General features: G+C 65.4%; 14 protein-coding genes. 11 read left to right on the forward strand and 3 right to left on the reverse strand.

The features are described from left to right. Nucleotides 1-317: 317 nt before the first annotated feature. The 3 genes from FJW07_RS29610 to FJW07_RS29620 all read left to right on the forward strand — a co-directional run bounded on the left by FJW07_RS29610 (nucleotide 318) and on the right by FJW07_RS29620 (nucleotide 3,089). Nucleotides 318-575, forward strand: a complete 258-nt coding sequence (locus tag FJW07_RS29610; protein WP_181181747.1) for a hypothetical protein — start codon at nucleotides 318-320, stop codon at nucleotides 573-575. 492 nt (nucleotides 576-1,067) lie between these two features. Continuing rightward, the gene (locus FJW07_RS29615) at nucleotides 1,068-2,144 is read left to right on the forward strand and encodes a histidinol-phosphate transaminase (RefSeq protein ID WP_246680898.1); all 1,077 of its coding nucleotides are present in this window, start codon (nucleotides 1,068-1,070) and stop codon (nucleotides 2,142-2,144) included. A gap of 27 nt (nucleotides 2,145-2,171) precedes the next feature. Beyond that, nucleotides 2,172-3,089 (forward strand): allantoinase PuuE, encoded by a 918-nt coding sequence (locus FJW07_RS29620; RefSeq protein WP_246680899.1) that lies wholly within the window; start codon nucleotides 2,172-2,174, stop codon nucleotides 3,087-3,089. Nucleotides 3,090-3,138: 49 nt separating this feature from the next. Here FJW07_RS29620 and FJW07_RS29625 read toward each other — a convergent pair whose 3' ends face one another. The 3 genes from FJW07_RS29625 to FJW07_RS29635 all read right to left on the reverse strand — a co-directional run bounded on the left by FJW07_RS29625 (nucleotide 3,139) and on the right by FJW07_RS29635 (nucleotide 8,430). Next, entirely contained in the window at nucleotides 3,139-5,556 is a 2,418-nt protein-coding gene (locus tag FJW07_RS29625) for an FAD-dependent oxidoreductase (protein ID WP_140859685.1), read from the reverse strand. A gap of 146 nt (nucleotides 5,557-5,702) precedes the next feature. Then, nucleotides 5,703-7,358 carry an ABC transporter substrate-binding protein gene (locus tag FJW07_RS29630; RefSeq protein WP_140859686.1) on the reverse strand — a complete coding sequence of 552 codons (1,656 nt, stop codon included), beginning with the start codon at nucleotides 7,356-7,358 and terminating at the stop codon, nucleotides 5,703-5,705. Between the two features lie 184 nt (nucleotides 7,359-7,542). After that, on the reverse strand, nucleotides 7,543-8,430 hold the full coding sequence (locus FJW07_RS29635; protein ID WP_140652546.1) for a LysR substrate-binding domain-containing protein: 888 nt from the start codon (nucleotides 8,428-8,430) through the stop codon (nucleotides 7,543-7,545). Nucleotides 8,431-8,600: 170 nt separating this feature from the next. Here FJW07_RS29635 and FJW07_RS29640 point away from each other — a divergent pair, with 170 nt between their 5' ends. The 8 genes from FJW07_RS29640 to FJW07_RS29675 are packed head-to-tail and all read left to right on the forward strand — an operon-like array spanning nucleotide 8,601 to nucleotide 18,400. Further along, nucleotides 8,601-9,998: an MmgE/PrpD family protein gene (locus FJW07_RS29640; protein WP_246680900.1), complete on the forward strand. Its 1,398-nt coding sequence runs from the start codon at nucleotides 8,601-8,603 to the stop codon at nucleotides 9,996-9,998. Between the two features lie 8 nt (nucleotides 9,999-10,006). Beyond that, the gene (locus FJW07_RS29645; RefSeq protein ID WP_140859687.1) at nucleotides 10,007-11,248 is read left to right on the forward strand and encodes an FAD-dependent oxidoreductase; all 1,242 of its coding nucleotides are present in this window, start codon (nucleotides 10,007-10,009) and stop codon (nucleotides 11,246-11,248) included. Between the two features lie 2 nt (nucleotides 11,249-11,250). Then, nucleotides 11,251-11,517, forward strand: a complete 267-nt coding sequence (locus FJW07_RS29650) for a sarcosine oxidase subunit delta (RefSeq protein ID WP_140859688.1) — start codon at nucleotides 11,251-11,253, stop codon at nucleotides 11,515-11,517. After that, on the forward strand, nucleotides 11,514-14,369 hold the full coding sequence (locus tag FJW07_RS29655) for a 2Fe-2S iron-sulfur cluster-binding protein (protein WP_140859689.1): 2,856 nt from the start codon (nucleotides 11,514-11,516) through the stop codon (nucleotides 14,367-14,369). Before FJW07_RS29650 ends, FJW07_RS29655 begins: the two co-directional genes overlap by 4 nt. Continuing rightward, nucleotides 14,370-14,957, forward strand: coding sequence for a sarcosine oxidase (locus tag FJW07_RS29660; protein WP_140859690.1), 588 nt, complete (start codon nucleotides 14,370-14,372; stop codon nucleotides 14,955-14,957). Then, nucleotides 14,954-15,862 carry a dihydrodipicolinate synthase family protein gene (locus FJW07_RS29665; RefSeq protein WP_140859691.1) on the forward strand — a complete coding sequence of 303 codons (909 nt, stop codon included), beginning with the start codon at nucleotides 14,954-14,956 and terminating at the stop codon, nucleotides 15,860-15,862. Before FJW07_RS29660 ends, FJW07_RS29665 begins: the two co-directional genes overlap by 4 nt. 7 nt (nucleotides 15,863-15,869) lie before the next feature. Then, nucleotides 15,870-16,838 carry a D-2-hydroxyacid dehydrogenase gene (locus tag FJW07_RS29670; RefSeq protein WP_140859692.1) on the forward strand — a complete coding sequence of 323 codons (969 nt, stop codon included), beginning with the start codon at nucleotides 15,870-15,872 and terminating at the stop codon, nucleotides 16,836-16,838. A gap of 20 nt (nucleotides 16,839-16,858) precedes the next feature. Then, nucleotides 16,859-18,400: a trimethylamine methyltransferase family protein gene (locus tag FJW07_RS29675; protein WP_140859693.1), complete on the forward strand. Its 1,542-nt coding sequence runs from the start codon at nucleotides 16,859-16,861 to the stop codon at nucleotides 18,398-18,400. Nucleotides 18,401-18,403 lie beyond the last annotated feature (3 nt).

Consider the following 18,403-nt stretch of genomic DNA (forward strand, 5'->3'; position numbering starts at 1 on the left):
GTTCCAGACGGTCCGCCGTGTCCAGGAAACCCTACGCAACCTCGTTTGTAGAACAAAATCCGGATGCTGCGCTGTAGCTCTGCGGCAACACTCGCCTCAGATGTGTCTCGTTTCGGGACGAAAGAGCCGGCACGCGAGGCTGAGGGAATTACGGTGACACTGCACCTTTTCCTTTTGCAGCCGGCCTCGGATTGCTGAATCCAGGAGCGCTGGCTTTGATCATTAGCCACCGCAATTCGCCAATCCGACGACGGGCATTTCGATTGCTCATGAGTTGAAGACAAACAAGGGTAGAGACCGACGTTAGGCCCAACGGAATGGGCATTCAGTCCAAATTGCTGGTCTTCACGACGCCAAATAACCTCCCGAAAGGAAGGCAGGGGCACATGGCGGGAAAACGGGCAATTGCAGTCAAGGATTGGTCGTGCGCCATGAGCGACGAGATTGGCCGCGTGGTCTTGGCCATAAACTCGACCGAAGGTGAAACGACCTACGTTCTTATGACGGTCTTCCAAGCGGCAAAGATGGCCCAGGAACTGCGATCGCCGAAGCTGGTCCCCCGATACGACATCTAGCCATCTCTGGCTAAAACACTGAGCAGCGCATGGCGGGGAATCGGAACCGGCGGCCAATACCCCGCGAGGCGCCCAGTTGGGCCGCCTCATTCCTCCCCACTATTCCGCCTCCGTGCAGCAAGCTACAATCGCTCCTGCTTGCGATAGGCTGCGGCCGTGGGGATAGCTTGGGAAAATACGAGGGCGCCAATCAAGCCGATCGTTGGCGAAAACGCATGAGACAAGGTCGCCGCTGGCGCCTGTCCGCAAACATGGTGATTTGGACATTCATCGTGCTTTTGATGACGGTCTCGATCGTGCTGATAGCGAATAAAGCTGGCTGGCCCCGCTAGTCGAGAGAAGAGAGCCTAGTCGGCCGCTGCCTCCACACCCCGCATGGGCCAAATTCCCATAGTCATTGTGCCGGCGAATTTTGCTTTGCGGGTTGGCCGCCCTGCCTTAGCCTCATTGCGGAAAACCTTGCCGACAAGCCGATAGCCGGACCTTTATGCCGTGCCCCTGAAAGCCACCGCCCATATCGAGGCCATGTCCGCTTTCGCGCTGGCGAATTTCGGCGGGTATGATCGGCCGACGCTGGCCCAGAACGAGAGCGCCTTCCCGCCCAGCCCCAAGGCGATCGAGGCCGGCCGGGACGCCGTGGCGCGCAGCCACCTTTATCCCGACCCGGACTGGACCTTGCTGCGCGATGCGATCGCCAGGGCCTATGGGGTCGAGCGCGATCTTGTCCTGTGCGGCGCGGGCTCGATGGAGCTGATCGCCTGCACCTTAGCGGCCTTCGCCGGTCCGGGCACGCAGGTGCTGGGCACGGACTATGCCTATAATTTCGCCGCCTCGGCGGCCGCGCGCGTCGGGGCGACCTACGTCAAGGCTGCGGAGCGCGGCTTCGAGGTGTCGATCGATGCCATCCTTGCGGCTCTCACGCCGACAACGCGCGTCGTCTTCGTCTGCAACCCGGGCAACCCGACCGGCACGCGCATCAAGAACGCCGAGTTGCTGCGCCTGCGCGCGGCGCTGCCCGGCAACGTTCTCCTGGTGATCGACCAAGCCTATGGCGAATTCGACGACCAGGATCCGCAAGCCGTCTTTGCGCTGGCCGGGCGCGGCGACACCGTGGTCCTGCGCACCTTGTCCAAGGCCTACGGGCTGGCCGGCGCGCGCGTCGGCTGGGGGCTGTTCGCGCCGCAGGTCGCCGCCGAAGTGCGCAAGATGCAGAATTCCAACCAGGTCTCGACGGTGAGCCTCGCCATGGGTGTCGCGGCGGTCGAGGACCAGGCCTATACGCGCGGCATCGTGGCGCGCACCGCCGATATCCGCGACCGCTTCGCGCAGGGCTTGCGGGCCGCCGGATACGAGGTTCCCGAAAGCCGGACGAATTTCGTCCTGGTCCGCTTTGCCGACGCGGCGGCAGCCACCACCGCCGACAACGCTTTGCGCGGCGCCGATATCATCACGCGCGGCCTCTCCGGTTACGGCCTGACCGACTGCCTGCGCATCACGGTCGGGCCGCAGGATGTCATGGACCGCACGCTGCGCGCCCTGACCGCCATGCGCGGCCGGCAATGCTGGTAGGGCTCCATCCGAGGGGATTTTCAAGACGTGACGTCACATATGCCGTATCTGCCTGCCCGCGATTTCATCGGCTATGGCGAGCAGCCTCCGCAGGCTGAGTGGCCCGGCGGCGCGAAACTGGCGCTCAACATCGTCGTCAACTATGAGGAAGGCGCCGAATACAGCATCGGCGAAGGCGACGGCGTCTCCGAAGCGATCCTCTCCGACCTCGCCGTGGCGCCCGCCGCACCCGGTCTGCGCAACCGCAACATGGAATCGCTTTACGAGTACGGTTCGCGCGTCGGCGTCTGGCGGCTAATCTCGCTGTTCCAGGACAAGGGTGTGATCCCGACCTTCTACGTCGTCGGGCGCGCGGTGGAGCTCAATCCGGCCGCGGGCAAGGCGATCGCGGCACTTGGCAGCGACATTGTCTGCCATGGCTGGCGCTGGATCGACTACGCGCCGCTCAGCGAAGAGGAAGAGCGCCAGCATATAGCCATGACGGTGGATGCGGTCCGCAAGGTCACCGGCTTCGATCCGCAGGGCTGGTACACCGGCCGGCCAAGCCTCAACACGAGGCGGCTGGTGGTCGAACATGGCGGCTTCCTGTTCGACTGCGACGACTACAATGACGACCTGCCCTATTTCGTCGACGTCGGCGCCAGGCGGCACCTTGTCGTGCCACACAGCTTCGACAACAACGACAGCCGTTTTTCGCGCGGTTCGGGCCTGGAGACGGGCAGCCAGTTCTTCGAATATGTCAGCGACGGCGTCGACTGGCTTCTGAAGGAAGGCCAGAAGACCCCGCGCATGATGACGGTGTCGCTGCATTGCCGGCTGGCGGCGCGGCCGGGTCGCATGATCGGGCTGGAGCGCTTCCTCGACAAGGTCACGTCGAATCCGGACATCTGGGTCTGCCGCCGCTCCGACCTCGCCCGCCACTGGCTGGGCCGGTTCGGCGGCTGAGCCGTCGGCGGCACGTCGCCGCCGGCCAATTCTCAAGCAATAGCGGCCACTACGCCCGCAGCCGCTTGCCTTCCGGGTCGAACGGCGGATGCGCGAGCAGCACCGCGTCATGCGGCCGCCCGAGGATGGCGACGGTCACCTTGTCGCCCGCCTTGGCGGTTCCCGCCTTGACGTAGCCCATCGCCAGCGACTGATCGACGAAATAGCCATAGGCGCCGGACGACACCTGGCCGATCGGCGTGCCGTCCGGCAGGAAGATCGGCTCGCCGCCGGTGGCGTCGGCGTCCTTGGCCGAGACGGAAAGCATGATCAGTTCGTCCCGCGCCGGCTTGTCGGCGACGGCGAGATAGGCTTCGCGGTTGAGGAATTCCTTGTCCGTCTTGATCAGCCTGTCGAGCTTGACCTCCTGCGGCCAGTATTCCGGCGAATATTCCCGGCTCCAGCTGCCGTAGCCCTTCTCGACGCGCAGCGACATCAGTGCCCGCGAGCCGACCGGTCCGGCGCCGACTTCCGCGCCTGCCTTGAGCAGCGCGCGATAGAGCTCGACCTGATCGGCTGCCTGGCAATGCAGCTCCCAGCCAAGATCGCCGGTGAAGGAGACCCTCAGCGCCACGACATCGACGCCGGCGACCGCAATCTGGCGCGAGCGCATGAACGGGAAGGCCTCGCTCGACAGGTCGTCATTGGTCAGCCGCTGCAGCAATTCGCGCGATTTCGGGCCGGCGACGTTGAAGCCGCCAAGCTCCTCCGTGCGCGAGCGGAAGGTCGTGCCCGCCGGCAGCGGCACGGACTTGAAGAAGCGCTGGTGGAAGCGCTCGGCCATGCCCGAGCCGATCACCATGAACTCGTCGTCCGCCAGCCTCGTCACGGTGAAGTCGCCGGCGATGCCGCCACGCTTGCCGATCAGCGGCGTCAGGCAGGAGTTGCCGACCTTGGTCGGCATGCGGTTGGCGAAGACCGCATTCAGCCAGGCTTCCGCGTCCGGCCCCTTCACCTCGTATTTGGCGAAATTGGAGATGTCGATGATGCCGGCATGCTCGCGCAGCATGCGGGCTTCGCGGCCGACCGGCGCCCACCAGTTCTGGCGCGTGAAGCCGATCGTCTCCTCGCGCGGCTCGCCTTCCGCGGCGAACCACAGCGGATGTTCCCAGCCGAAATTGAGGCCGAACACGGCGCCCATTTGCTTCTGCATCTCGTAGACCGGACGGGTCCGCACCGGACGGCCGGCGGCGCGCTCCTCGTTCGGGAAATGGATCTTGAAACGGTGGCTGTACTGGTCCTGCACGCGGGCCTTGGTGAAGGCCTTGCCGGCCCAATGGCCGAAGCGCGCCATGTCCCAGCCGAACATGTCGAGCGTCGGCTCGCCCTCGATCATCCATTCGGCCGCAAGCTTGCCCATGCCGCCCGATTGCGAGAAGCCCGGGATGATGCCGTTGCAGCAGAAATAGTTGCTGAGCTCCGGCACCGGCCCGAACAGCACGGCGCTGTCGGGAGACCAGATCATCGGGCCGTTGATCACCTTCTTGACGCCGGCGGTAGCGGCGGCCGGGACACGCTGGACGGCGCGCATCATGTTTTCCTCGATGCGGTCGAGGTCGTCGGGAAACAGCTCGTGGCCGAAATCCATCGGCGTGCTGTCCTCGGCCCAGAATTTCATGTTGCGCTCATAGGCGCCGATGAGCAGCCCCAGGCCTTCCTGGCGCAGATAATACTCGCCGTCGCGATCGGCGACCGACGGCAGGCGCCGGCCCATCGAGGCGATCTCGGGAATGGTCTCGGTGACGAAATACTGGTGCTCGGTCGGGATCAGCGGCAATTGCAGCCCGGCCATGGCGGCGACCTCCCTGCCCCACAGGCCGGCGGCGTTGACCACCCATTGCGTGCGGATGTCGCCCTTCGGCGTGCGCACGATCCAGCTGCCGTCCGCTTGCGCCTCGGTCGCCGTGACCGGTGTGAAGCGATGGATCTCGGCGCCGCGCTGGCGGGCACCCGCGGCATAGGCCGCCGTCACCCCCGACGGATCGACATTGCCGCCCTCCGGCTCATACATGATGCAGCGAATGCCGTCGAAATCGACCAGCGGATGCAGCCGCTCGGCTTCATCGCGGCCGACTTCGTAGAAATTCATCTTGTAGCGCCGCGCCTTGGCTTCCTGCAGCCTCAGCTGATGCTCGCGCGCCTCCGTCTGGGCGAGATAGAGCGAGCCCGGCTGGAAGATGCCGCAGCCCTGGCCGGTCTCGGCCTCCAGCTCCTTGTAGAGCGCCATCGTGTAATGCTGCAGGCGGCTGATATTGGTTGAATCATGCAGGCCGTGGATGTTGGCGGCCGCGTGCCAGGTCGAACCGGAAGTCAGCTCGCTGCGCTCCAGGAGGACCACATCCGTCCAGCCGAACTTGGCGAGGTGATAGAGGATCGAGCAGCCGATCAGACCGCCGCCAATGACAACGGCTTGTGCATGAGTACGCATATCGAGGTTTCTTCCCTTTGTTCGGCGACTTGTCTCGCGTTCTTTCGAAACGCTCTGCGAGTTGGTTTAGCCGACTGGGCAATCACAGTCGCCGGCGAATTCAGGGGCGCAACACGCCCCTGAGATACTTGTCGCGATTGATCGCTTCAGGCCTTGTCCAGCCAGACCTTGTCCAGCTGCAGTTCAAACGTCTGATGCATGCCAAGGTTCTTCACATAAGCGGCGTGGTGACGGTAGAGCGAGCGCCAGAACGCCTGGACGAGGATGCCTGAGTCCTGCAGGATGAACTCGACGTCCTTCATCAGTTCCTTGCGCTTCTCGGGGTCGGCGATGGCCATCGCCTCGTTGAGCTTCTTGTCGAAGTCGGGATTGGCGTAGCCGGACTCGTTCCACGCCTCGCCGCTGCGATAGGCGATCGCCAGCACCTGCACGCCCAGCGGCCGCATGCCCCAGTCGGTGGTCGACCACGGATATTTCGTCCAGTCGTTCCAGAAGGACGAGCCTGGAATGATGGTGCGCTTGACCTTGAAGCCGGCGCCGCGCATCTGCGCGGCGACGACGTCGGCCGGATCCTTCACATAGTCGGCGTCATAGGAAATGAGCTCGAACTCGTGGTCCGTCTGGCCGGCCTCGGCCATCAGCGCCTTTGCCTTGGCGAGGTCGCGCGGGATTTTGGGCAGCGCGTAATATTCCGGATGGATCGGGCAGACATGGTGGTTCTCGGCAACTTGCCCGAGGCCGCTATAGCCGAGCTTCAGCACGGTCTCGTTGTCGACGGCGAGCTGGATGGCGTTGCGCACCCGCTTGTCGTCATAGGGCTTGTTGGTCACGTTGGTGCGCAGCACGATCGTGCCGGCGGTGACCACCTGCTCCTTGACCAGGCCCATGCTGTCATAGAGGTCGACGGTGCCGCCGACGGTCTGGTAGTTGCAATCGATCTCGCCGGCCTCGAAGGCGCTGCCGATGGCGGGGTTGGACGCATCCGAGCCGTAGTCGGTCCAGTCGACGCCTTCGAGATAGGGCTCGCCGCCGAACCAGGTGAAGTCCTTACGCCGCCGCACCGAAGCCGACTCGCCGACCTTGTAGGAGATCAGTTCATACGGGCCGGTGCCGGGCGTCTTGAGCATGTCGGCGCCGTTCTTGTCGAAGTCGCGATGGACGATGACCGCCGGATAATCGGAAAAGCCCGGGATGATGGTGACGTCCGACTGGTTGCATTTCAGCTTCACCGTGTGGTCGTCGAGCTTGGCGATGGCGCCGGCGGCGGCCTTCTTGGTGGCGGGATCGATCAGCGAGCCCATGCGGCCGGCCATCGAATTACCCTCGGCCGCCTTATCGCACCAGCGTTCGATATTATGGACGATGTCGTCGGCGTTGAAGTCGTCGCCATTCGACCATTTCACACCCTTGCGCAGATGCAGCGTGTATTCGGTGGCGTCGTCGCTCACCTCCCAGCTCTCGACCAGATGACCCTCGAAGGTGAAGTCGGTGGTGTAGCGGATCATGTAGTCGTTGCACTGGCGCATGACATTGGCGATTTCCGACCAGTCCCAGGCGCGCGGATCCTTCATGTCCTTGATGATCATCTGCATCTTCAGGATGCCGCCCTTCTTGCCGGGCACGATCGCCGCGGCCTTGGCCGGCTCGATCCCCGCCATCGAGTAGGCCAGCGCCGTGGAAGCGCCCATCACGCTCGCCATGGCCAGGAATTCGCGGCGGTCCATCCGGCCGCTTTTGACTTCGGCTGCGTAGCTTTCGATGACCGTCGGGACGCGGTCACCGTTGCTCTTGAACATTGTCATCGTTGTTCTCCGGTTCAGGGCTTTTCCGCCCGTTACATTCCCCTTGCGGATACGCATGTTAGGGGCGATGCAAAAATCCCGGAAGGGCTCGGCCTTTCACAAACCGCAGAAAGCCGGCCTTAAAGGCCTAAAAAAACAATGCCATTGGCCCGTCAAATTTTTGAAGGCGATGACGCTGCCGCGTTCAGGCAGCGTCTTCCCTGGCCCTGGACAGGATCCATTCCTTGACCGTGCGCGCGATGTTTCCCTTGGAAAGCTGGCTCTCGGTCAGATAGTAGTTCCAGGGGCTTGGCGGCCGGACCGGAAACGGCTCGACGAGCAGCCCTCGGCGCATATAGGCATGCGCGAGCGAGCGCTGCGTGGCGACGAGGCCGGCCCCCATGGCGGCAAGCTCGAGCGCGATGTTGGAAGCATTGGTCGACAGGCCTTTGTCGTGGTCCTCCAGGTCGACGCCGAGCGCATCGGTCACCACCTGCCAATATTCCTGGCGGCCATGCACGAAGATCCAGTCCACCTTGAGCATATCCTGCGGCGTCTTCAGCGCATGCTCGCCCTCGAGCACGGCGGGAGCGCAAAGCAGGACCAGTTCGTCGTTCCAGAGCGGGATTGCCGAAGGCGGCCTGTCGTCGAAGCGCCGCGTCGAGATGGTGATGTCGGCGATCTGCTCGCTCAAGTCTTCCCAGATCGTGCCGTGCAGCACGATCTCGATCTCAGGGTGCTTCTTGCGGAAGGCGGCCATGCAACCGGCCAGCCAGTTCTCGGCAAGGCTCATCGGGCAGGAAACGACCACCGTGCGGTTGCGCGAGGACGCGACGATCGCCTCGGTCGCCTGGTCGATCTGGTCGAGCGCCTGGCGCAAGGTCGGCAGGAACGCCTCCCCCATCTCGGTCAGCTTCAGACTGCGCGGATAGCGGATGAACAGCTGCCGGCCGATATAATGTTCAAGGGCACGCACATGCGTGCTGACCGCCGCTTGCGTGTAGCCCAACTCCTTGGCCGCCGTGGTGAAGCTCAAATGGCGGGCCGAGCTCTCGAACGAGCGGATATAATTCAACGGTGGCGGCGGCTTCATCCGGGTCTCCTGCTCCACGATCGCCATAGCTATCGCATGGGCAACCGGCCATTCAATCGCAGACAAGCGACATGGCATCAATATTTTTGGTCAAAGCCGCCAAACTAATCGCGTGCTTGCGCGATGAACCCAATTTATTGATGTTGTGGAGAGACAGGGGAGATTAGCGCGTGGCTGTGCCGTCATACCGGCGTGAGGGGCCTGTCGTCAGTTCCGATACGTTCACGCGCCTCGCCGATTTCGTGCTGCGGCGCCCCGCTTCCGTCTTTCCCCAACCGGTGCTGGCACAGGCGCGTTACCTGCTGCTCGACACACTCGGCATCGCCATCGCGGCCGGGCCGATGGACGCGGGCCGGATCGCGCGCGACGCCGCCGTGCTGCTCTATGGTTCAAGCGATCCGCAATATTCGGCCCGCATGCTGTTCGACGGACGCCGCGCCAGCATCGCCGGCGCGGCCTACGCCGTCGCCACGCAGACCGATAATCTCGACGGCCACGACGGCTACAGCCCGACCAAGGGCCATATCGGCGTCGCGGTCGTGCCGGCGCTTGCCGCGCTCGCGGAAGCAAGGCCCGACCTTACCGGGCCGGAGGCGCTGGCGTCCCTGGTCGTCGGCTACGAAGTCGCCGGCCGGGCCGGCATCGCCTTGCATGCGACGGTGAGCGACTACCATACCTCGGGCGCGTGGAATGCCTTGGGCGTGGCCGCCGTCGCGGCACGCCTGCGGCGGCTCGACGAAACGCAATTGCGCGAGGCGCTCGGCATTGCCGAGTATCACGGCCCGCGCAGCCAGATGATGCGCGAGATCGCCACGCCGACGATGCTGCATGACGGCTCCGGTCTCGGCGCCCTCATCGGCCTTTCGGCGACGGTGCTTGCCGAGCGCGGCTTCACCGGCGCGCCAGCGATCACGGTGGAGGCGCCTGACGTCGCGACGCATTGGCAGGATCTCGGCGTCTTCTGGCAGGTGCTGCACCAATATGTAAAACCCTACCCGATCTGCCGCTGGGCGCATGCGGCGATCGACGCGGTGCGCGGACTCTGCCTGGCGCACAATCTCGCTCCGTCCGACATCGCCCGCGTCCAGGTCAACAGCTTCCATTATGCGGCCACGCTGTTCGACGGCATGCCGGACACGACCTCGAAGGCGCAGTACAGCCTGCGCTTCGCCGTCGCGACCTTCATCATCCATGGGCGCATCGGACTGGAGCATATTTCCGGCGCCGGGCTCGCCGACGCCGCGGTCGCCGACATGCTCACCCGCATCGCGGTGACCGAATCCGAACGCCACAGCGCCCGCTTCCCGGCCGGCCGCTGGGCCGACGTCGTCATCTCGACGACGGACGGACGCGTGCTGGCGTCGGGCGACGTGCATGCGCGCGGCGGCCCTGAGGCACCGATGACGGCGCAGGACGTCGAGGCCAAATACATGGAGTTCGCCGCACCTGTGCTCGGATCCGGCCGCGCCGCGGCGATCCGCGACGCGGTGCTCTCGCTCGACGACCGCGACAGCCGCTTCTCCGATCTCTCGGCGCTGCTCTACGATCCTCCCAAGACTTTGAGCTGAGCCGTGCAATGCCCCTCAGGCTTCTGAAATACGGTCTCAGCTGGGACTATCCGGTCAGCGGCGACATCCCCGCCACGCCCGAGCTGAAGCCGGCCTACGATGTCGTCATCATCGGCGGCGGCGGGCATGGACTGTCCTGCGCGCATCATCTTGCCAAATATCACGGCATAAAGAGTGTTGCGGTGCTGGAGAAAGGCTACCTCGCCGGCGGCAACACGGCGCGCAACACCACCACCATCCGCTCCAACTACATCACGCCTGAAGGCATCGCCTTCTACAAGGAGGGCGTCGAGCTGTTCGAGCGCCTGTCGCAAGAACTGGACTTCAACGTCATGTTCTCGCAGCGCGGCCAGCTCACGCTTGCGCATAGCGAGGCGACGATGCGCAGTTTCCACATGCGCGCCGAAATGGGCAAGCACATGGGCACGCGCACCGAGGTCGTCGACCAGAAGGGCGTCGAGGAACTCTGCCCGCTGCTGAATATGGACTATGGCGGCCCGCTCGAAATCCTCGGCGGGCTCTGGCATGCCGACGGCGGAACGGCGCGCCACGACGCCGTCGCCTGGGGCTACGCCGCCCAGGCGTCGCGGCGCGGCGTCGAAATCCACCAGCGTACCGAGGTGCAGGGCTTCGACGTCGTCGGCGACCGTATTCAGGCGGTCAAGACGAACAGGGGCCGCGTCGCCTGCGGCCAGCTGCTGATCGCCACCGGCGGCATGAACTACGACGTGGCGCTGATGGCCGGCGTCGAGCTTCCCATCCGCTGCTATCCGCTGCAGGCGATGGTGACGCAACCCTTGAAGCCCTGGCTGCACACGCTGGTCTCGTCGGTCTCGCTGCACACCTATCTCGTGCAGTCGTCGCGCGGCGAGGTCGTCATCGGCGGCGGCTCCGATCCCTACCAGCTCTATTCGACGCGCTCGACACTCGACATGAAGGAGCACCTCGCCGAAGGCGCCGTCCACCTCTTTCCTTTCCTGCAAGGCGTGCGCCTGCTTCGGCAATGGGCCGGCATCACCGACATGACCCCGGACTACAGCCCGATCATGGGCGCGAGCCCGCTCGCCAATCTGTGGCTCGACTGCGGCTGGGGCACATGGGGCTTCAAGGCGACGCCGGTCGCTGGAAAGCGCATGGCCCAGACCATCGCCGACGGTCGTGTGCCCGACATCCTGAAGCCATTTGCATTGGAGCGGTTCGAGACCTTCAGGCTGCTCAATGAAATGGGCGCGACCGCGGCGAGCCATTGACGATGAAGCTTTTGACCTGCCCGATGAATGGCCGGCGCAACATCGACGAGTTCCAGTCCTTCGGACCGGTGCGCGCGAGGCCGGATCCGAACGACACCGCAGACAGGGAATGGTCGCGGCACCTGTTCCGCGCCGAAAACCGCAAAGGCATCGTGGTCGAGTGGTGGCGGCACGTGCCGAGCAACTATTTCTTCCTGGCCGAGCGCGATCTCGTCAGCAACGAGATCATCCGCACCTTCGACCCTTCCGAGCAGCGGGACCGCGCATGAACCGGCTGCCCGCCCCTTTCGGAAGCCGGATCGATCGAAGCCGCCGCATCCGCTTCACCTTCGAGGGCAAGCCCTTCGAGGGCTACGAAGGCGACAGCATCGCCAGCGCGCTCGCCGCTTCCGGTCAATGGGTGCTGTCGCGCTCGTTCAAATACCATCGCCCGCGCGGCATCCTGTCGATGACCGGGGCCGACGCCAACGCGCTGGTGCAGCTTCCGTCCGAACCGAACGTCGCCGCCGAGCGCACGCCGATCAGCGAAGGGCTGCGGGTCAGCGCGCAGAACGTCAACGGCTCGCTCGAACGCGACCACGACGCCGTGATCGACTGGTTTGGCCGCTTCCTGCCAGTCGGCTTCTACTACCGCGCCTTCATGGGTCCGCGCCGCGACAGCTGGCTGAAATTCTGGGAGCCGATCATCCGCCGCAAGGCAGGCCTGGGCGTGGTCGACACCAAGGCTCCGCATCGGCATTTCGACAAGGCGCACCTGCATTGCGATGTTCTCGTCGTCGGCGCCGGCCCGGCGGGACTGAGCGCCGCGATTGCCGCCGCGGAGGCAGGAGCCGATGTTGTGCTGTGCGACGAGAATCCCGAGATCGGTGGCTCGCTGAGTTGCGGCCGCTGCGATCCAGCCATCCTCTCCGGCCTGTCATCGCGGCTAGAGGCGCTGCCCAATCTCAAGGTGCTGACCGGCACCGTCTGCAATGGCTGGTACGAAGACAACTGGCTGCCGCTGATCGAGGGCAATCGGCTTCATCGCACGCGTGCCCGCGAGGTGATCCTGGCGACCGGCGCCATCGAGCAGCCGGCCGTCTTCCGCAACAACGACCTGCCGGGGATCATGCTCGGCGGCGCTGCCCAGCGGCTGATCCGGTACTATGGCGTGCGGCCCGGTCACAGCGCCGTGGTGCTGGCCGCGAATGAAGACGGCTACCGGACGGCGCTCGATCTGCTGGACGCAGGCGTATCGGTCGTCGAGCTCGTCGATCCGAGACCGGCCGGCGATGCCGGCCCGCTGGAGGCCGAACTCCGCGGCAGGGGTGTCGCCATCCGGAAAGGCGCAACCGTCGAGGCGGCGGAAGGCATGGCCGGAAACCGCCATCTTGCCCGCGTCCGTGTCGGCGGAAGCTGGATCGCCTGCGACCTGCTGGCTGTTTCGACCGGCCAGGCGCCGGCATGGCAGTTGCCGTGCCAGGCCGGCGGCAAGGTCGGCTACGATGCCGGCTTGCAAACGATGACGATCACGCTCCCGGAAGGTCCCGTCCAACTCGCCGGCGCCGTTGCCGGAACGGACGAGTTGCAGGACGCAATTGCCAGCGGCCGGCGCGCGGCTGCAACCGCGCTTTCGCGGCTCGGCCATGCGGTGGCGGCAGAACCTCCGGTCACGCCGAAGAGCGCTCGGCCGCGCTATGTGCAGCCGGTCGCCGCCGATCCCAAGGGACGCGACTTCGTCGACTTCGACGAGGACCTCCAGGTCAAGGATCTGCAGAACGCGACCAAGGACGGCTATCGCGAGATCGAGCTGGTCAAGCGCTTCACCACCGTCGGCATGGGCCCGAGCCAGGGTCGCCATTCGGCCCTGGCGACCGCCCGGATCGTCGCCGAGGCAACCGCCCGGACGGTCTGCGAGATCGGCATCACCACGGCGCGTCCTCCGGTGGGGCCGGAAACGCTCGGCGTGCTCGCCGGCCACCACGAGGTGCTGGAACGCCGCACGGCGCTGCATGCGAAGCATGTCGCGCTGAACGCTGCGATGAAGCCGGTCGGCGCATGGTGGCGGCCCTATTATTACGGCGCTGCAAGCAGCGCCGAGGAAGCTGTCCGCGAGGAAATACTCGCCGTGCGCGAAGGCGTCGGCCTGCTCGACGTCTCGACGCTCGGCAAGCTGGAGATCCGTGGGCCGGACGCCGGTGAATTTCTCGACCGCCTCTACACGATGGCGCATGCCAACCAGCCCACCGGCCGCGTCCGCTACTGCCTGATGCTCAACGAGATGGGCTCGGTGATCGATGACGGCGTCGCCTACCGGATGGCTGAGGACCGGTTCTATGTGACGGCGACCACCGGGGCCGTGGCGCGCGTCTATGCCGACATGCTGTTCTGGAACGCCGAGTGGCGCCTGAAGGTCGACGTGCTCAACCTCACCGGCGCGTTTTCCGGCCTGAACGTCACCGGACCCAAGGCGCGCCTGGTGCTTGAGGCGCTTGACGGCGACATCGATTTCAGCCGCGACGCCTTCCCTTATCTCAGCGGCCGCGACGGCACCGTCGCCGGCGTCCCGGTGCGGGTGATGCGCATCGGCTTCACGGGCGAGCTAAGCTACGAATTGCATTGCCCTTCGAGCCTGGCGCCCAGCCTCTGGGACGCGGTGATGGCGGCGGGCAGACCGCACGGCCTGCGTCCCTATGGGCTGGAGGCGTCGCGCATATTGCGCCTGGAGAAAGGCCATATCCTGATCGGCCAGGACACGGATGCGATCACCACGCCCGACGAGCTGGGCTTCGGTTGGGCGGTCTCGAAGAAGAAACCGTTCTTCGTCGGCAAGCGCTCCATCGAGATGCGCGCAAGGCTCGGGCAGACCCGCAAGCTGGTCGGCCTGCAATTCCCCGCCGGCAGCCGCAACATTCCCGGCGAAAGCTGCCTGGTGTTGCGCGGCGGCGCCCCTGTCGGCCAGATCACATCGGTCGGATACTCGCCGTCGCTCAGGCGCCATATCGCGCTCGCCTATGTCCATGTCGACGACCAGGCGGAAGGCAGCCGCGTGACGGTGAAGTGCCGCAATGGCGAGCTGGTCGAGGCGCCGGTCGTCGCTCACACCTTCTTCGACCCGACCAACGCGCGGCAGGAGATCTAGATGGCCGCCGGCACCGCGACACGCGTCTACCCCTTCATGCCCGGCGGCGCGGCCGACGGCACGAAGCTGATTTCCGGCGCGGCCGCGCTGAGCGATCTTACAGACAAGCCGCGCTTCGGCCTGAAAGGCGGTGGCAGCGCCGCCTGGCTCGCCGCGCAAGGGATTCCGCTCCCGGCCGTCAATCGCATCGGCGACCACCGCGGCATGCGGGTCCTGCGCCTCGGCAACGAGGACATCCTGCTTCTCGCCGAGGACGCCGGCGAGACGGTCGCCGACGTCAAAAACACCTGGTATGCTGCGGTTGCACGGAAAGGCTATTCGTCATGGCGCGAGGAAGGCTGGGCGTGGATGCGCCTTTCCGGTCCTCGCCTTGCCGAAGCGATGAGCGGACTTTGCGCGCTGGACCTGAGACCCCAAAAATTCGGTGCAGATGATATCGCACAGACGCGCGTCGGCCATATCGAGGCCGTGACGTTCCGTTCGCCGGCAGGTTTCGACATACTCTTCGACATCACCGCCTCGGCCTACTTCGCCCGCGCCGTCGCAGCGATGGCCGGCCACACAGACCAGCATAGAGGACATTCATGACTCGCCTCCAAGGAACCATCGCCCCGATCCTGACGCCGTTCGAAGACGACGGCCGCATCGCGCGCGATCTCTGGATATCCCACGCCAAATGGGTTCTCGGCCAGGGCGCGCATTTCCTCTCGCCCTTCGGCACGACGGGCGAAGCGCTGTCTGTCTCCCTGCGCGAGCGCATGCAGGCGCTGGAATGGTTGGTCGAGGCCGGCATCGCGCCGGACCGGCTGATGCCCGGCACTGGCGTCACCGCTCTGCCGGAAACGGTCGAATTGTCGGCCCATGCCGTTGGCCTCGGCTGCGCCGCGGTCATGGTGCTGCCTTCCTTCTTCTACACCGGCGCCGGCGACAACGGTCAGGCGCGTTACTACAGCGAGCTGATCGAGAAGGTGGCAAAACCTTCGATGCGCGTGATCCTCTATCACATCCCGCAGAACTCGGGCGTGCCGGTCAGCCCGGCCCTGACGGCAAGGCTGAGCAAGGCATTTCCGGACACTGTGGTCGCCTACAAGGACAGCGCCGGCGACTGGAACAACACGGCCGCCGTTATCGCCGCCGCGCCCGGTATTTCTGTCTTTCCGAGTTCCGAGGCGCAGCTCACCAAGGGTCTGGCGAGCGGCGCGGCCGGCTGCATTTCGGCGACCGTCAATCTGAACGCCGCCGCCATCCGCCACCTCTATGACGCGGCCCGGAAGGGCGAGGACGTCGCCGAAGCGGATGCCGCCATCAAGGCGTTCCGGAAGGTGATCCAGGACGCCGGGCTGATCCCGGCGATGAAGGCGGTGCTTGCGGTCAAGTCCGGCGACCGGCGCTGGCTGAACCTGCGCGCGCCGCATGAGAACGCGACGCTGGAAAACGGCCAGGCGCTGCTTGCCGCCCTCGGCAGCGCCGCCGACCATATCGGCCGCAAGTGAGGTCGCGATGTCGGCGCGCCCAACCGTCATCCTGCACACCGACAAGCCGGCCGGCGCGCTTGCCGTGCTCGCCGAAACGCATCCGGACCTCGATGTGCATGCCTGCGACACCTATGCCGGCCTTCCCGCGCTTATCGAGCGGACCGCCGCGGAAGTGGTCTATTCGATCCGCTTCGACGGCACGCCGCGCTATCCGCGCCAGGCGCTCGTCGAGAGCCCGACGGTAAAATGGGTGTCGATCGGCGGCTCCGGCACCGACCATCTCGGGCGTTGGGATCCTGCGCATGTGACGGTCACGAATTCGGCCGGTGTCGCGGCCGGCATGCTGGCCGAATATGTGCTCGGCGCAATGCTCTCCTTCTCGCTCGACCTGCGCGGTTTCGAGCGCCGGCAGCAAGCCCGCCAATGGGGCGGCGGCCGCGTCGAGCCGATCGAGGGCAAGACAGTCCTCATCCTCGGTCTCGGCAAGACCGGCGAGGCCGTCGCGCGCCGCGGGCAGGCAATGGGTATGCGCACGCTCGGCATCCGCGCGCGGCCGAAGCCGATGCCCGCGCTCGACGAGGTGCATGGCCCCGATGCGCTGCTGGTATTGATCGGCCGTGCCGATTTCATCGTCTGCTGCGTGCCATTGCTGCCCACAACGCGCGGCTTGCTTGGCGAGGCCGCCTTTGCCGCCATGAAGCCGTCCGCCGTGCTGATCGACATTTCGCGCGGCGGCGTCGTCGAGGAAGCCGCACTGCTCAACGCGCTCGACAGCGGGCGGATCAAGGGCGCGGCGCTCGATGTCTTCGCCACCGAGCCGCTGCCGGCCGGGCATCCGCTCTGGGCTTACGAGAACGTCGCCGTCACGCCGCATTGCGCGGCGGTCTATGACGGCTGGGACATCAAATCGGTGCGCATGTTCGCCGACAATCTGGCGCGCTACCGCAAAGGCCAGCCGCTGGAAAACGTGGTCAATCCGGAACGCGGGTACTGAAGCCGGAAGGGAACAAACTTATGTCACAGGACAGGCGTGGCGGCGGTCGCCGATCGAAACTCGGGCGCAGCGGTGGTGGCATCGCGCAACTGCCTTGGCAGAGCGTGAAAAACCCCTACCCGCCCATGCAGCTTCTCGACGAAGAGCGCATGGAACAGCTGCACAAGACCTCGATGCGCATCCTGTCGGAGCTCGGCATCCGCGTCATGAGCGAGAAGGTGATGGACCTGTTCGCCGCTGCCGGCGCCATCGTCGATCGCGAGGAAAAGACCATCAGGGTCGATGAAAGCCTGGTGACCGAGGCCCTGCGCAACGTGCCGTCGTCCTTCACGCTGACCAGCCGCAACCCGGAGAAGCAGGTCCATCTCGGTGACAATTCGCTGGTTTTCGGGCTGGTCGCCGGCCCGCCCAACGTGCATGACCGCATCAATGGCCGCCGCCAGGGCAATCTTCCCGACTACCAGAACTTCATCCGGCTGGCGCACCACTTCAACGCCATCCACATCATCGGCAACCAGGTGGTGGCGCCGATGGAACTGCCGGCCAATGCGCGTCACCTCGACACTTACCACGCCAATCTGACGCTCAGCGACCTCTCCTTCCACTGCACCGCGATCGGCCGCGCCAGGGCGATGGACGGCATCAACATGATGGCGATCGCCCGCGGCATCAGCGTCGAGGAGATGCGAACTTCGCCCGGCGTGACGACGATCATCTCGATCAACTCGCCGCGCCTGTTCGACGACGCGATGGCCGAAGGCCTGATCGCCATGGCCGAGCACGGCCAGCCGGTGACCGTCACGCCCTTCACGCTGATGGGCGCGATGACGCCGGTGACGTTGGCCGCAGCACTCTGCCAGCAGAACGCCGAAGCGCTGTTCGGCGTCGTGCTGACGCAGCTCGTCAATCCCGGCACGCCGGTGATGTACGGCGCCTTCACCTCCAATGTCGACATGAAGTCCGGCGCGCCGGCTTTCGGCACGCCGGAGAACGCCAAGGCCAACATCATCGCCGGCCAGTTGGCGCGGCGCTACAATTTGCCCTATCGCACCTCCAACGCGAACGCCTCCAACGTCGTCGACCTGCAGGCGGCCTACGAGACCGAGATGGCCACATGGGGCGCGGTGCTCGGCGGCGCCAACCTGATCTACCACGCGGCCGGCTGGCTGGAGGGCGGGCTGACAGCGTCCTACGAAAAGCTCGTGCTCGACGTCGAGATCCTGCAGAACATGATGGAGTTCCTGCGGCCGCTGCCGTTCCAGGAAGACGATCTCGGCTTCGAGGCGATCAAGTCGGTGCCGGCCGGCGGCCATTTCTTCGGCGCCGAGCACACCATGTCGCGCTACACCACCGCCTTCTACCAGCCGATGCTTTCCAACTGGCAGAACCATGGCGCGTGGCAGGAAGCGGGCGGTAAGGATGCGCTGGAGCGGGCGACAGAGCTCTGGCAGCAGGCCCTGCACGACTACGAGGAACCGGTGATGGACCCCGCGATCCGCGAAGAGCTCGACGCCTATGTCGCGCGCCGCCGCGAGGAGATCGCCGCCAACCCGGAAAGCTAGGAA

Origin of the sequence: Mesorhizobium sp. B3-1-9, assembly GCF_006439595.1 — a bacterium.
Taxonomy (GTDB): domain Bacteria; phylum Pseudomonadota; class Alphaproteobacteria; order Rhizobiales; family Rhizobiaceae; genus Mesorhizobium.

Bases quoted from the DNA above. Each gene is read 5' to 3' on its own strand.
- FJW07_RS29625 (WP_140859685.1), bottom strand. From the start codon at position 5,556: ATGCGTACTCATGCACAAGCCGTTGTCATTGGCGGCGGTCTGATCGGC.
- FJW07_RS29645 (WP_140859687.1), top strand. From the start codon at position 10,007: ATGCCCCTCAGGCTTCTGAAATACGGTCTCAGCTGGGACTATCCGGTC.
- FJW07_RS29655 (WP_140859689.1), top strand. From the start codon at position 11,514: ATGAACCGGCTGCCCGCCCCTTTCGGAAGCCGGATCGATCGAAGCCGC.
- FJW07_RS29675 (WP_140859693.1), top strand. From the start codon at position 16,859: ATGTCACAGGACAGGCGTGGCGGCGGTCGCCGATCGAAACTCGGGCGC.
- FJW07_RS29630 (WP_140859686.1), bottom strand. From the start codon at position 7,358: ATGACAATGTTCAAGAGCAACGGTGACCGCGTCCCGACGGTCATCGAA.
- FJW07_RS29660 (WP_140859690.1), top strand. From the start codon at position 14,370: ATGGCCGCCGGCACCGCGACACGCGTCTACCCCTTCATGCCCGGCGGC.
- FJW07_RS29635 (WP_140652546.1), bottom strand. From the start codon at position 8,430: ATGAAGCCGCCGCCACCGTTGAATTATATCCGCTCGTTCGAGAGCTCG.
- FJW07_RS29650 (WP_140859688.1), top strand. From the start codon at position 11,251: ATGAAGCTTTTGACCTGCCCGATGAATGGCCGGCGCAACATCGACGAG.
- FJW07_RS29610 (WP_181181747.1), top strand. From the start codon at position 318: ATGGGCATTCAGTCCAAATTGCTGGTCTTCACGACGCCAAATAACCTC.
- FJW07_RS29670 (WP_140859692.1), top strand. From the start codon at position 15,870: ATGTCGGCGCGCCCAACCGTCATCCTGCACACCGACAAGCCGGCCGGC.
- FJW07_RS29665 (WP_140859691.1), top strand. From the start codon at position 14,954: ATGACTCGCCTCCAAGGAACCATCGCCCCGATCCTGACGCCGTTCGAA.